12 protein-coding genes and 1 tRNA gene are annotated in these 13107 nt (G+C 70.6%); 5 read left to right on the top strand and 8 right to left on the bottom strand.

Annotated features, from left to right (window positions below; all coding sequences use genetic code 11):
• Window positions 1–33 precede the first annotated feature (33 nt).
• Window positions 34–306: a cell division protein CrgA gene (locus ACFWEJ_RS19905; RefSeq protein WP_285100574.1), complete on the bottom strand. Its 273-nt coding sequence runs from the start codon at window positions 304–306 to the stop codon at window positions 34–36.
• A gap of 144 nt (window positions 307–450) precedes the next feature.
• On the opposite strand from ACFWEJ_RS19905, the gene ACFWEJ_RS19900 reads away from it, so the two are divergent.
• The 4 genes from ACFWEJ_RS19900 to ACFWEJ_RS19885 are packed head-to-tail and all read left to right on the top strand — an operon-like array spanning window position 451 to window position 2926.
• Window positions 451–1266, top strand: a complete 816-nt coding sequence (locus ACFWEJ_RS19900; RefSeq protein ID WP_377230927.1) for a DUF881 domain-containing protein — start codon at window positions 451–453, stop codon at window positions 1264–1266.
• On the top strand, window positions 1263–2096 hold the full coding sequence (locus tag ACFWEJ_RS19895) for a class E sortase (RefSeq protein WP_377230926.1): 834 nt from the start codon (window positions 1263–1265) through the stop codon (window positions 2094–2096). The genes ACFWEJ_RS19900 and ACFWEJ_RS19895 overlap by 4 nt, the downstream gene beginning before the upstream one ends.
• A complete protein-coding gene (locus ACFWEJ_RS19890) occupies window positions 2096–2254 on the top strand; it encodes a hypothetical protein (protein ID WP_285100577.1) in 159 nt (52 codons plus the stop codon). Before ACFWEJ_RS19895 ends, ACFWEJ_RS19890 begins: the two co-directional genes overlap by 1 nt.
• Window positions 2255–2263: 9 nt before the next feature.
• Complete coding sequence (locus ACFWEJ_RS19885) at window positions 2264–2926, top strand: aminodeoxychorismate/anthranilate synthase component II (RefSeq protein ID WP_377230925.1); 663 nt, start codon at window positions 2264–2266, stop codon at window positions 2924–2926.
• Window positions 2927–2986: 60 nt separating this feature from the next.
• Here ACFWEJ_RS19885 and pknB read toward each other — a convergent pair whose 3' ends face one another.
• Genes pknB through ACFWEJ_RS19850 form a run of 7 tightly spaced genes read right to left on the bottom strand, consistent with a single transcriptional unit; the run spans window position 2987 to window position 12639 of the window.
• Window positions 2987–5008, bottom strand: coding sequence for a Stk1 family PASTA domain-containing Ser/Thr kinase (gene pknB / locus ACFWEJ_RS19880; protein ID WP_377230924.1), 2022 nt, complete (start codon window positions 5006–5008; stop codon window positions 2987–2989).
• Window positions 5009–6859 carry a protein kinase gene (locus tag ACFWEJ_RS19875; protein WP_377230923.1) on the bottom strand — a complete coding sequence of 617 codons (1851 nt, stop codon included), beginning with the start codon at window positions 6857–6859 and terminating at the stop codon, window positions 5009–5011.
• Complete coding sequence (locus ACFWEJ_RS19870; protein ID WP_377230922.1) at window positions 6856–8391, bottom strand: peptidoglycan D,D-transpeptidase FtsI family protein; 1536 nt, start codon at window positions 8389–8391, stop codon at window positions 6856–6858. Before ACFWEJ_RS19870 ends, ACFWEJ_RS19875 begins: the two co-directional genes overlap by 4 nt.
• Window positions 8388–9893 (bottom strand): FtsW/RodA/SpoVE family cell cycle protein, encoded by a 1506-nt coding sequence (locus tag ACFWEJ_RS19865; protein WP_377230921.1) that lies wholly within the window; start codon window positions 9891–9893, stop codon window positions 8388–8390. Before ACFWEJ_RS19865 ends, ACFWEJ_RS19870 begins: the two co-directional genes overlap by 4 nt.
• On the bottom strand, window positions 9890–11407 hold the full coding sequence (locus ACFWEJ_RS19860) for a PP2C family protein-serine/threonine phosphatase (protein WP_377230920.1): 1518 nt from the start codon (window positions 11405–11407) through the stop codon (window positions 9890–9892). Before ACFWEJ_RS19860 ends, ACFWEJ_RS19865 begins: the two co-directional genes overlap by 4 nt.
• 13 nt (window positions 11408–11420) lie before the next feature.
• Window positions 11421–11912 (bottom strand): FHA domain-containing protein, encoded by a 492-nt coding sequence (locus tag ACFWEJ_RS19855; protein WP_377230919.1) that lies wholly within the window; start codon window positions 11910–11912, stop codon window positions 11421–11423.
• A 10-nt stretch (window positions 11913–11922) separates the two neighbouring features.
• Window positions 11923–12639: a DUF3662 and FHA domain-containing protein gene (locus tag ACFWEJ_RS19850; RefSeq protein ID WP_020017306.1), complete on the bottom strand. Its 717-nt coding sequence runs from the start codon at window positions 12637–12639 to the stop codon at window positions 11923–11925.
• 240 nt (window positions 12640–12879) lie between these two features.
• On the opposite strand from ACFWEJ_RS19850, the gene ACFWEJ_RS19845 reads away from it, so the two are divergent.
• Window positions 12880–12963, top strand: a tRNA-Leu gene (locus ACFWEJ_RS19845).
• Window positions 12964–13107 lie beyond the last annotated feature (144 nt).

The following is a 13107-nucleotide window of genomic DNA, read 5'->3' as shown; positions in this document are numbered from 1 at the left end:
GCCGCCTCGGTGCGGCCGCGGAGCCGCCGTTTCTCAGCGCCAGCGGGTGGTGAGCCCGAAGCCCACGATGATCAGCCCGAAGCCGACCGCGAGGTTCCACTGGCCGATCTGCGGGATCGGCAGCGCGAGGTCTGCGCTGGTCAGGTAGTACGTCACGATCCAGGCGAGGCCGAGGACCATGAGGCCGACCATGACGGGGGCGAGCCAACGTGGGTTGACCGCCTCACCGGGCAGCGCGACCTTGGCCTCGGCCTTGTCAGCCTTGGGCGTGGCCTTCTTCTTGTTGCGGGACTTCGACTCGGGCACGAGGCGGGCTCCTGTCCTGGGGGGTCTGCCCGACGGGTGTGCCGAGCCGACGTCTGCTTGCTCGTGGACTAGCGTAGTGGTCGACAGCCCGAGTCGTGACCAGACGCGTCCGCGGGTTTGTCGAATGTTGCAGGAGGGACGCGTGTGACCGGACCGGAGCCCACCCCCGCGCCGTCGTCCAAGGGCGGTGCCGGAGGCTTTCTTGGTGCCCTGACCCATGCCCGATGGCGGTCGTGGCTCAGTGTGGGGGCGGTCGCCGTGCTGGCCGGTCTCATGTTCAGCGCCAGCGCCCGGCTGGCCGACGGCGGCGGCGCCGGCAACCGTGACCCGCAGGACCTCGCGCAGCTCGTGGACACCGAGACGAACCGCGTCACCGACCTCACCGAGCGCAGCAGCGAGCTGGACCGCGAGATCGAGGCCCTGAGCGCGCGGGCCGGCACGACCGTGCCGACGCTGGACGACGACGTGGTGCGGCGCGAGGGCGTGGTGTCGGGATCCGAGCAAGTGCGGGGTGCAGGCCTGACCGTGACGCTCGACGACGCGCCGTCGACGTCGGTCGGGGCCGGGCCCGGCGGCGTCGAGCCGCAGCCGGACGACCTCGTCGTGCACCAGCAGGACCTGCAGCACGTCATCAATGCGCTCTGGGCCGGCGGGGCCGAGGCGATGACCCTGCAGGGTGAGCGGGTGACGTCGACGTCGGCGTTCCGGTGCTCCGGAAACATCCTGCTGCTGCACGGCAAGGTCTTCTCACCACCGTACAAGGTGACGGCAGTGGGAGACCCGGCGAAGATGGAGGCGTCGCTCGACGAGTCCGAGGGTGTGCAGACGTACCTCGAGTACGTGGACTGGGTACACCTGGGCTGGGACGTGCGGCGTAGCGACCACCTGGACCTCCCCGCGTACGACGGCGGCGGTCTGCAGTACGCGACGGTTCCCGATGGTACGGAGGTCTTTGGATGACCCACGCGCAGGCCGGCCACAACGTGCCGCTGCCACAGGAGGTGTTCCCCATCGCGTATCAGCGCGGTCCGTCCGGGATGGGGCCGCGCAACGCGCGGCGTCCTCAGTCGTCGGGATCCCCCATGCGGCCCGTCGCCTGGCTGATCGGCGTGATGGGCGAGCTCCTCGTGACGGCAGGTCTGGTGCTCGGGCTGTTCGTGGTGTGGCAGCTCTGGTGGACGGACGTCGAGGGCGCGCGCGCCCAGAGCGAGATCATCGCCGAGATGGACTGGGAGGCCGCGCCGACCGGCCCGCAGACCGCCGAGGAGAACCACGGCCCGCCGCCGGTCATGGCGGAGCCGCCGGACGCAGGCACGCTCTTCGCGCAGATGTACATCCCGCGGTTCGGGGACGACTACGTCAAGCCGATCGCCGAGGGCACGGACAAGGCGACGGTGCTCGACACCATCGGCATCGGGCACTACGTGGGCACCGCCATGCCGGGCGACCTGGGCAACTTCGCGGTCGCGGCGCACCGCACGACCTACGGCAAGCCGTTCAACCAGATCGCCGAGCTCAAGCCCGGCGACCCCCTCGTCGTCCGCACCGAGGACACCTGGTACGTCTACAAGGTGACCGAGTCGCAGATCGTCTACCCGCAGAACGTCGAGGTCATCGCCCCGGTCCCGGGTGTCACCAAGGACGAGCCCATGCCCGAGCTGACGCAGCGGTTCATCACGCTCACCTCCTGCCACCCGATGTTCTCCGCGACCGAGCGGTACATCGTGCACGGTGAGCTCGAGTACTGGTCGCCCGTGGGCGAGGGCAAGCCGAAGGAGCTGGTGAGCTGATGTATGCCCTTCTGTGGCGGGCCATCCCCGGCCCCGGCTGGTTCAAGTTCCTGGTGTGCCTCGTGCTGGCGTTCGGCGTGATCGCCGTGTGCTTCACCCAGTTCTTCCCGTGGCTCAGCGACTACATGCCGTTCAACGACACCACCGTCGGCGCGTAGCATGCCTGCATGACGCGCATCCTCGTCGTCGACAACTACGACTCGTTCGTCTACACGATCGTCGGTTATCTCGACCAGATCGGCGCCCGGACCGTGGTGGTCCGGAACGACGCCGTGCCCACCCCCGACGCCGACGGCCGGTTCTGGTACGACGGCGACGACGGCGCGCCCGTGCCCTACGACGGCGTGCTCGTCTCCCCCGGCCCCGGTACCCCCGCGGAGGCCGGAGCGTCCGAGGACGTGATCCGAGCCTGTTCCCGGTCGCGCACCCCGATGCTCGGCGTCTGCCTCGGGCACCAGGCGCTGGCCGAGGTGTTCGGCGGCAAGGTGACGCACGCGCCGGAGCTCATGCACGGCAAGACGAGCCTCGTGGAGCACTCGGGCCAGGGCGTCCTCGCGGGCCTGCCTGTCCCCTTCACCGCGACGCGCTACCACTCGCTGGCGGTGACGCCGGACAGCGTGCCGGCCGAGCTCGAGGTGACCTGCTCGACGGCGTCGGGCATCGTCATGGGGCTGCAGCACCGCGAGCTGCCGCTGCACGGCGTGCAGTTCCACCCCGAGTCCGTGCTCACCGAGGGCGGGCACCGGCTGCTGGCGAACTGGCTGGAGACCTGCGGCCTCGAGGGCGCCGTGGAGCGGGCACAGGGAATGGCGCCGCTGGTCATCTCCTGACCTGCGACGCCATCGTGTGGTGCGGCCCCTGACCGGTCTCCCGGTCAGGGGCCGACCGCGTTACGGGATGATGTCCTCGCCGTCGCCTTCCGCGCCGCCCTCCGGGCCGGTCGAGATGACGAGGTTGATGTACGAGCCCACGTCGACGGTGGAGCCCGGAGCCGGGTCGGACCGGATCACCTGGCCGGCGGCGAAGATGTCCGAGGACTCCTCCGACGCCTGCTGGCACGTGATCTGCACGCCGGTGCACGCGACCTGGGCCTCGTCGAGCGTCTTGCCGACGAGGTCCGCGGGGACGGTCGTCTCCTTGGGTGCCGGCGCCTCCGCGATGTAGACCGTCACCGAGGTGCCCTGCTTCACGTCGCCGGCCTCGGGGTCGGTGCGTGACACCGTGCCCGGGGTCACCTCGTCGCTCTCCTCGGTGTCCCACTGGATGGTGCCGAGACCGAGGTTCGCGAGCTGTGCCTCGGCGCCCTCCTTGGACTGCCCGACCACGTTCGGGAGCGTGGTGTTGCCGGTCGAGAGGTAGAGGACGACCTCCGAACCCTCCTGCACGGCCAACCCCGCGCCCGGCTCGCTCTTGGTGACCTGGCCCTGGCTGACGTCCGGGCTGTTCTCGGACTCGGTGCCGCTGACCGAGAGGTTCAGCTCCTCGAGCTTGGCCCGGGCGTCCGCCTCGGACAGGTTCTTCAGCTCGGGCATGGTGACCTGGCCCGGCGCGCCCGCGACGAAGACGGTGACCGTCGAGTCCGGCTCGACCTCCTCGCCCGCGCCCGGGTCGGTCGTGCCGGTCGTCTGGCCCTCGTCGAGGTCGGACTCCTTGTCGATGGCCTTCTGGAACGTCAGCCCGGCGGCCTCGATCTGTGCCTTCGCCTCGTCGGCGGTGATGCCCTCCGCGATCGTGGGCACGGCGACCGTCGTCGGCTCCTCCTCGCCACCGCCGTTGATGACCATGGCGATGATGATGGCCGCGACCGCCGCGAGGGCGATCCCGAGCAGCCACCACATGAGGGCCTTGCTCTTCTTCTCGGGCTCTCGCTGACCGTTGCGGGTCTGCGGGCCGGGGTAGCCGTTGCCCGGCGTGATCGGGCTCTGCTGCGCGGTCGCGGGGCCCCAGTTGCCCTGGCCCGGCGTCATGACCTGCGTGGCCCCGTAGGCGGGCTGGCCCGCGACCTGGGTCGCGCCCATCATCGCGGCACCGACCATGGGTGCGGTGACCTGGCCGCCGCGCATCGCGGCCTCCAGGTCGCGGCGGAACTCCGCGGCGGTGCTGTAGCGGTGGTCCCGGTCCTTGGTGAGGGCCTTGAGCGTAATGCGGTCCAGCACGTCGGGGACGTCGGTCGCGACCTCGGACGGGCGCTGCGGCTCCTGGCCCACGTGCTGGTAGGCGACCGCCACGGGCGAGTCGCCCTGGAACGGCGGACGGCCGGTGAGCAGCTCGAACAGCATGCAACCGGTCGAGTACAGGTCGGAGCGCGTGTCCACCTGCTCGCCCCGGGCCTGCTCGGGCGACAGGTACTGCGCGGTGCCGATCACGGCGTTCGTCTGCGTCATGGTCGCGGCGGAGTCGGCCATGGCCCGGGCGATGCCGAAGTCCATCACCTTGACCGCGCCCGTGGGCGTGATCATCACGTTCGCGGGCTTGATGTCGCGGTGCACGATGCCCGCGTGGTGGGAGTACTCCAGCGCGCTCAGCACGCCGACCGTGATCTCCACGGCCTCCTCGATCGGAACGGCCGAGCCGTCGGTCAGGATGTCGCGGACCGTGTGGCCCTCGACGTACTCCATGACGATGAACGGCACGTGCACGTCCTCGCCGGCGGCGTTCTGGTGGATGTCCTCGCCGGTGTCGTACACGGCGACGACGGCCGGGTGGTTCAGCGCAGCAGCCGACTGGGCCTCGCGCCGGAAGCGCGTGAGGAACGACGGGTCGCGAGCGAGGTCGGAACGGAGCACCTTGATCGCGACGGTACGACCGAGACGGGTGTCGTGGCCGATGTGTACCTCGGCCATGCCGCCACGGCCGACGAGCTCGCCGACCTCATAACGGCCGGCGAGTACGCGGGGCGTGTTCTCCACCACTCATAGGTCCTTTGATGTCGTGGCCGTCTGCCTCAGGGCATACGACTCGTTGAGGAGCATCATCCCAGAAGCGGCCAGTCCGGCCGCTGCCGGGGGATTCAGCGTTTCGGCGTAGATTTCGGAGGAACCCCACGGCTCCCGCAGAGCGCCGTCGTCGCCGCCCCCGGTGACCAGCATGATGAGGATGACCACGAGCAACAGCCCGACCAGTGCGACGAGCGGCCAGGACACCCGGATCCCCAGGCGATCCTCGATCCCGTTCACCCAGCCCTGGATGTCGGACGACAGGCTGCGCCGTCCCTTCCCAGGGTGCCCTCCCGAGCGCCCCTGCTGGGGGACCCGCCGCCCGTCCTGGCGTGTCGAGTGCAGGTCGCGGCGCGACGGGTAGGCCCGCGCGGCCCCGTTCCCCGTGCCCGCGGCCGGCGGGACGTACCCGGGTGCTGCGGGCCCGCCGTAGGAGTCTGAGCCGTAGGCGCCCGACGTCGTGCCGTACCCGGCCGAGTCGGAACCGTACCCCGCCGAGTCCGAACCGTATCCGGCGGAGTCGGTGCCGTACCCGGTCGAGCCGTATCCCCCGGACGCGGGTCCGCCGGCCGGGGTGCCCGGAGCCGGTGAGTAGGGGCGTCCGTAGGCGTCCGTCCCGTAGGTGCCCGACGTCGTGCCGTACCCGGCGGAGTCGGAACCGTAGGAGCCGGAGCCGAACGGCCCGGAACCGTAGCCGCCTGCCGGGGTGCCCGGGCCGTAACCGCCCGCGGGGCGCTCGGAACCGTAGCCACCCGCCGCGGAGCCCGAGCCGTAACCGCCGGCGGGCGCCCCCGGGCCGGGGGACGGCTGGGGCGGCGCGGACTGGGCGTTGGCCACGGTCGTGTGCCGCCCGCCGCTGGTCGGGCCGAACGGGGACTGCCTGCGGGCGTGCGAGGGGCCGGGCTGCGGCGCGCTCGGTCGGCCGTTGCCGGAGCGCTGCGTGGTGGAGGCCTGGCCGTCGCGGCGCGAGCGGCGCGCGTAGCGCGAGCTGCCGAACGGGTCCTCGGCGATCTCCGCGGCGAGCATGTCGAGGTGCCGCGCGAGCTGGTCGGCCGAGGCGATGCGCTGCGCCGGGTCCTTCTCCAGCATCTGCGTGATGGTCTCGGCCAGTCCCGGGTGCACCGAGGTCGGCAGCAGCGGCATCGGCGCGTTGACGTGCGCGATCGCGATGTCGACCGGCGTCCGGCCGGTGAAGGGCCGGCGGCCCGCCGTCGCCTCGTAGGCGACCACGCCGAGCGCGTAGATGTCCGACGCGCCCGTGGCCGACTGGCCGACGGCCTGCTCGGGGGACAGATACTGCGCGGTGCCCATGACCATGCCCGTGGCGGTCATGGGCACCTGGTTCTGGGCGACCGAGACGCCGAAGTCGGTGATCTTCACGGTGCCGGAATGCTCCAGCAGGATGTTGCCCGGCTTCACGTCGCGGTGCACCACCCCCGCGAGGTGCGCGGCGTGCAGGCCGCGCGCGGTCTGCGCCAGAATCGGCAGCAGCCGGGCCGGCTGCAGCACCGGCTCCCGTTCGAGCAGGTCGGCGAGCGGCTCGCCCAGGACCAGCTCCATGACGAGGTAGCCGGCGCCGTTCTCCTCGCCGTAGTCGAACATCTGCGCGATGTTGGGGTGGACGAGGGTCGACGAGTTCCGGGCTTCGGTGCGCAGGCGGCGGAGGAAGTCCTCGTTGCCCGTGTACTCCTCGCGGAGCACCTTCACGGCGATCTCGCGCGCGAGCTTCTCGTCGCGCGCGACCCAGACCTCACCCATGCCGCCCATGGCGATGCGCCGCACCAGCTTGTAGCGATCACCCAGCGACAGACCCTCGACCGGTCTCATTTCGAGATCGCCGCCTGCATGATCTGCGCGGCGATCGGGCTGGCGAGGGCGCCACCCGTGGTCTCGTTGGTGGACTGGCCCTCGTTCTCCAGGACCACGGCGACGGCGACCTGCGGGTCGTCGGCCGGCGCGAACGAGGTGAACCACAGCGTGGGCGACCGGGGGTCGTCCTCGGCGGTACCGGTCTTGCCGGCCACCTGGACACCCGGGATCTGCGCGCCCGTGCCGGAGCCGTCCTCGACGACCGCGACCATCATCTCGGTCAGCGCGTCGGCCGTGGACGAGGAGAACGGGCTCTTGTAGCGGTTCGGCTTGGTCTGGCTGACGAGCTCGAGGTCGCTGTCCCGCACGCTCTGGATGAGGTAGGGCTCCATGAGGTCGCCGTCGTTCGCGATGGCCGCCGACATCATGGCCACCTGGAGCGGCGTCAGGCGCAGGTCGCCCTGGCCCATGCCGGACAGCGCGATGCGCGCGGCGGAGTCGTCCTTCGCGGTGTCGGAGAGGCCCGGGTAGGCGCCGACCGACGTGGTCATCGGGATCTCGAGCGACTCGGTGAAGCCGAAGTCCTGGAACATCTGCTGCATGCCGTCCTTGCCCACCGTGTTGGCAAGTCCGAGGAACGCGGTGTTGCAGGAGATCCGGAGGGCGTCCTTGAGCGTCATCGAACCGCTGGCGTCGCAGGTCTCGCCCCCGAAGTTCTGCACCCTACCGTTCGCGTCGGACGTCCCAGGAAGCTGGTAGACATTCGGCGCAGGGATCCGGGTCTCGGGGGACATGCCCTGGTACTCGATGGCGGCGGCCGCCGTCAGCAGCTTGAACGTCGAGCCGGGCGGGTAGATCGCGTTGATCGTGCGGTTGATCGTCGGTCCGTAGACGCTGCGCCGCTCCTCGCCGCCGACCGAGTTGACCTGCGGCTTGGCGTTGAGGACTTCCTCCGCGGCCGCGTTGGCCGCCTTGCTGTCGTGCGAGGACAGCGCGTTCGGGTCGAACGAGGGCTTGGAGACCATCGCGAGGATGGCGCCCGTCTTCGGGTTGATGGCCACGGCCGCGCCGATGTTGTCGCCCAGGGCCTCCCAGGCGGCCTTCTGCACCTTGGGGTCGATCGTGAGCTCGACCGAGGAGCCCTGCGCCTCCTCGCCCGTGATGAGGTTCTGGAGGCGGTCCAGCCACAGCGAGTCGTCCTCGCCCGCCAGGTAGCTGTTCGCGTACCGCTCCATGCCGGTGATGGAGCCGTTGATGCTGAAGTAGCCCGTGACCGGCGCGAACACGGCGGCCGCACCGGCGTCGCCGTCGGAGTAGGTGCGCTGGTACTTGAAGTTGTCGTCCACCGGGACGGACGTGACGATCGGGTCGCCGTTGCTCACGACGATGGGTCCGCGGTCCCGGCCGAGCGCGCTGTAGGTGCCTCGGACGTTCCTGGGATCCTCGTTCAGGCTCTTTGCCTGGACGAACTGGATCCAGGTGGTCGACACCATGAGGGCCAGGAACATCACCATGACGACGGTCGACAGGCGGCGCAGGGTCGCGTTCACAGGTCCACCCCCCGCACGATCTGGGTCGCCTCGTCGGGCGTCGGTCCGCGGCCCGCACCGGCGTCGGTCCCCGCCTGGACCGGGGCCGCACCCGGCCCTCCGACCTCGATCGCGCCGCCGCCCACCACTGCGGGCGCGGGGTCGGCCAGGGTGCCGCGGGTCGGCAGGGCCGACGGTCGCCGGGCGGCGTCGGAGATACGCAGCATGAGGGCGATGACTATCCAGTTCGCGAGCAGGGACGATCCACCCTGCGCCATGAACGGCAGGGTCAGACCGGTGAGCGGGATGATGCGGGTGATGCCGCCCACGACGACGAAGAGCTGCAGCGCCATGACGAACGCGAGGCCGCCCGCGAGCAGCTTGCCGAAGCCGTCACGCACGCCGATCGCGTGGCGCAGGCCGCGCTGCACGATCACCAGGTAGATCAGCAGGATCGCCAGCAGGCCGGTGAGGCCGAGCTCCTCGCCGAGGGCGGCGTACACGAAGTCGGAGAAGGCGAACGGCACGCGGTCCGGGAACCCCTCGCCCCAGCCGGCGCCGAACATGCCGCCGTACGCCATGCCGAACATGCCCTGGACGATCTGGTACGACCCGCCGAAGATGCGCTCGTAGAGCTCGTTGTTGAGCGGGTCGAGCCAGACGTCGACACGAGCCTGCACGTGGGCGAAGATCGACCAGGCGACGACGGCGCCCGCGGCGAACATCGTGAGGCCGATGACGATCCAGCCGACCCGGTCGGTGGCCAGGTAGAGCATGCCGACGAACAGGCCGAAGAACAGCAGCGAGGTACCGAGGTCCTTCTCGCCGACGAGGACCGCCAGGGACACGGCCCAGACGATGAGGATGGGACCGAGGTCGCGGAGGCGCGGGAGCTGGAGGCCCAGGAACTTCTTGCCGGCCAGCGCCAGCGTGTCGCGGTTCGCGACCAGGTAGCCCGCGAAGAACACGGCGAACGCGATCTTGGCGAACTCGGCCGGCTGCAGCGAGAACGGGCCGATGAAGATCCAGATCTGCGCGCCGTTGATCTCCTTGCCCAGGCCGGGGACCAAGGGCAGGACGACCAGCACGATGCCGACGATCATCGCCGTGTAGGTCAGACGGCGCAGGCTGCGGTGGTCGCGGATCACGAAGATGACGATGCAGCCGAGGATGATGCCGATCGCGGACCACATGATGTGCCGCGGCGCGTTGGCACCCGCCATGGCGACGTGCTGTGACAGGTCGAGCCGCAGCACCATCGCCATGCTGACGCTGTTCAGCAGGATGACGGCGGGCAGGATCACCTGGTCGGCGTAGGGCGCCCGCAGCCGGAGCACGATGTGCGCGGTGAAGGCCAGTGCGGCCAGGACGAGCGAGTACGTCCAGAACCCGTCGGGCAGGCCGTCCTCCATGGAGTAGCCCACCATCCACATGCCGCCCATGCCGAGCGCCAGCGCGACGACCAGCAGGAGCGCCTCGGCGACGCGGGCCGGAGCCTTCTCCTCGGGCTGAAGGACGCTCATCCGTTCCCTCCCGTCGCGGTCTCCTTGGAGGCGGTGGGCGTGGACTTCGGCGACGACGTGCCGGCCGGCTCGCTCGTGGTCGGCGTCGGGGTGGACGAGGGCGACGGCGAGGCCGACGGCTGGGTCTCCTCGGTCGCCTCGGCGATCAGCCGCTCGGCGCGCCCGCGGGCGTCCTCGAGCGAGGTCGCGCGGATGGTCTCGTTCACCCGGTCCGCGACGAACGTGGGCAGGTCGTCGACGCGCGTGCCCGTGAGCTCGACCGCCGTCGAGAAGGTCAGGGGTCCGGCCGTGGCCGGGATGCCGCGGAACACCGCGACCTGGCCGTCGGACTCACCCACGTAGTACTGGGTCTGGGTCCAGCGGTAGCCGCCCCAGCCCGCCAGGACGAGGCCCACGACCAGCAGCAGCGCACCGACCACGGTGAGCCAGACGCGCTTCTTGCGCGTCGGCGCCTCCTCGTCGGTCTCCTCGGCCAGGTCGTCGTCGGGCTGGATGTCCGGCTGGTACTGCTCCTCGTCGGTGCCGCCCGCGATCATGGCCTGCTCGAGCGTGTCGGCCAGGTTGTCCTGGGCCGTCGGGTCGGACAGCACGCCCACCGCCACGGGGGCGGGCGCCTGCTGTCCGCCCTGCGCCGCGCCGCCGCGGCTGAAGCCGGTCACGGTGTCGCCGTCGATGTCGGAGTGCGGGGCGGCGCTCGTCGAGGGCGTGCCGCCGCCAGCCGCGGTCACGCCCGCGAGGGCGGCCGAGCCGACGATCTCCGGGGTGACGGTGGCCGTGGTGCCCGCGGCGGCGGCGTCGTCCAGGACGTCGGCCACGACCACGGTGATGTTGTCGGTGCTGCCCGCGCGCATGGACATCGAGACGAGCCGCTCGACGGCGTCATACGGGTCGGGGACGGTGCTGAGGACCTCGGCGATCTCGCTGTCCGGCACGAATCCGGACAGACCGTCGGAGCAGAGCATCCAGCGGTCGCCGGGCACCGCCTCGCGGATCGACAGGTCGGGGGTGAGGTCCAGGTCGAAGTCGCCGAGGACCCGCATGACGACGTTGCGCTGCGGGTGGCTCTCGGCCTCGTCCGGCGTGATCCGGCCGGTGTCGACCAGGTGCTGCACGAAGGTGTGGTCCACCGTGACCTGGGCGAGCGTGCCGCCCCGCAGCAGGTACGCGCGCGAGTCGCCCAGGTGGGCCATGGCAAGCGTGTTGCCGGACTTCAGCAGCGCGGTGACGGTGGTGCCCATGCCGGCCAGGTCCGGGTCGGCCGTGGTGGCGTCGACGAGGTCCTGCCGGGCGCGGTCGATCGAGCGTTCCAGCTCGGACATCGACTGGTCGGAGCTGTGGTCGGGCCGGTCGAGGCCCACCAGGGCCGCGATGGTCAGCGCGGACGCGACGTCGCCGCCGGCGTGCCCGCCCATCCCGTCGGCCACGACGAGGAGGTTGGGCCCCGCGTACGCGGAGTCCTGGTTGTTGGAGCGGACGAGGCCGACGTCGGAGCGCGCGGCATACCGCAAGGTCACGGTCACGTGGTGGTCATCCCTGGAGCTCGACGACGGACTGTCCGATCTGCACGCCTACACCGAGGCCGAGCGGGATGACGCCCTGCACCCGCTCCTCACCGATGTAGGTGCCGTTCGTGGAACCGAGGTCCTCCACGAACCACTGGCCGCCCTGGGGAAAGATCCGCGCGTGACGTGAGGACGAGTAGTCGTCGTCGAGCACGAGGGTGCAGCTCGGCGCGCGCCCGATCAGCACTCCGGACGAGGTGAGGGGGATGGTCGTCCCGGTCAGCGGGCCGGCCACCACGACGAGCCGCGACGGGCCACCGCGCTGGGGCGCACGGGGCGCACCGCCACCCGGGGTCGGCGTCGGGGCCGGCCCCGCCAGCTCGGGCCGGCGCCGCCGGCCGCTGGACGTGCGTGGCCCCGCGAGGTCGCGCCGAAGCACTGCGACGGCGGAGAGCACGAACACCCACAGCAGCACCAGATAGCCCAGCCGGAGCAGGGTGAACGTCAGCTCACTCATTTCGGTTTATTCACCAGTCCTCGTTGTCCGCACCGGACGCGCTGCCGGTCCAGAACATGATGCGGGTACGGCCGATGGTCATCGTGTTGCCATCGAGCAGGGTCGCGGCAGGAACCTGGTGGCCCTCGACGTACAGGCCGTTGGTGGAGCCCATGTCGGTCGCCACGACGCCGTCCGGCGTCACGCGGATCTCGAGGTGACGCCGGGAGACACCCGGGTCGTCCACCACGATGTCCGCCTCGGCGTCACGCCCGATGACGGTCACCGGTCCGGTGAGCAGGTAGCGCTGACCATCGATGTCGATGAGCGGGTGCCGTCCCGTCGGCGCGCCGGAGGTCGCCGGGGCGACACTTCCCTGCACGCTGCGCGACCGCACTGTGAAGCGGCCGGGCACCAGCTCGTACTGCTCGTCGAACGTCACGCTCACGGGGCCCACGAACGCGTAGTGCTGCGTCGCGGCGTACGCCGTGATGTTGGACGCGAGCTCGTCGGCGAGGGTCTGTGCACCCCACGCCTCGATCTGGGCGAAGTCGTCGGGAGCAAGCTCGATCGTGAACTCGTTCGGTGCGACGGTACGGTCGCGTCCGACGACCGCGGCACGGTCGTCCAGCTCACGCCGCAGCCTGCTCGCCAGCTCGACGGGCTTCACTTCGCCACGTCCCACCTTGGCGAACGCGTTGTTCATCATGCGCTCCACGCTCTTCTCGAAGCGGTCCAGGGCGCCCATGCCACCTCCTTCCAGGGTCTGCGCCGGGCAGACTACCTAGATCGTATAGACCGGTAGGTCCCCGCAGACTCCAATACTGTGGATGTCCTGCGGATCTTCTCCGATCTTCCCTCAGGTGGCGCGGCGAGGAGAGACGTGGGCGGATCCGCACGCTACTAGACCTGCGGCGGGACGTGAACCACTTCACGGTTATTGGATTCGGAACTGCCCTTCGAGTCGTGCTAGCGTCATCCTCGCAGCGCGCGAGTGGCGGAATAGGCAGACGCGCACGGTTCAGGTCCGTGTGCCCGAAAGGGCGTGGGGGTTCAACTCCCCCCTCGCGCACGTTGTACGCAAGGCCCCGACTCAGAGAGTCGGGGCCTTCGTCATGTCCGGTTTCGGGGCGTCGCGGTGTGTCCGAGATGGGTACTTCTCCCCGATATTTCCGGGGTCGGACGCCGGAAAGCCGGGGTGGCGACGTCGTAGGAC

Source organism: Promicromonospora sp. NPDC060204 (genome assembly GCF_042728455.1).
In the GTDB taxonomy this organism is placed as follows: domain Bacteria; phylum Actinomycetota; class Actinomycetes; order Actinomycetales; family Cellulomonadaceae; genus Promicromonospora.
Note: the sequence above shows the minus strand (reverse complement) of the source record. Positions and strands in the feature narration are given on the sequence as shown.

What these genes read in the sequence shown, in the direction of transcription:
- ACFWEJ_RS19895 (WP_377230926.1), top strand. Translation starts at nt 1,263, where the DNA reads ATGACCCACGCGCAGGCCGGCCACAACGTGCCGCTGCCACAGGAGGTG.
- ACFWEJ_RS19885 (WP_377230925.1), top strand. Translation starts at nt 2,264, where the DNA reads ATGACGCGCATCCTCGTCGTCGACAACTACGACTCGTTCGTCTACACG.
- ACFWEJ_RS19890 (WP_285100577.1), top strand. Translation starts at nt 2,096, where the DNA reads ATGTATGCCCTTCTGTGGCGGGCCATCCCCGGCCCCGGCTGGTTCAAG.
- ACFWEJ_RS19850 (WP_020017306.1), bottom strand. Translation starts at nt 12,639, where the DNA reads ATGGGCGCCCTGGACCGCTTCGAGAAGAGCGTGGAGCGCATGATGAAC.
- ACFWEJ_RS19855 (WP_377230919.1), bottom strand. Translation starts at nt 11,912, where the DNA reads ATGAGTGAGCTGACGTTCACCCTGCTCCGGCTGGGCTATCTGGTGCTG.
- ACFWEJ_RS19865 (WP_377230921.1), bottom strand. Translation starts at nt 9,893, where the DNA reads ATGAGCGTCCTTCAGCCCGAGGAGAAGGCTCCGGCCCGCGTCGCCGAG.
- ACFWEJ_RS19875 (WP_377230923.1), bottom strand. Translation starts at nt 6,859, where the DNA reads ATGAGACCGGTCGAGGGTCTGTCGCTGGGTGATCGCTACAAGCTGGTG.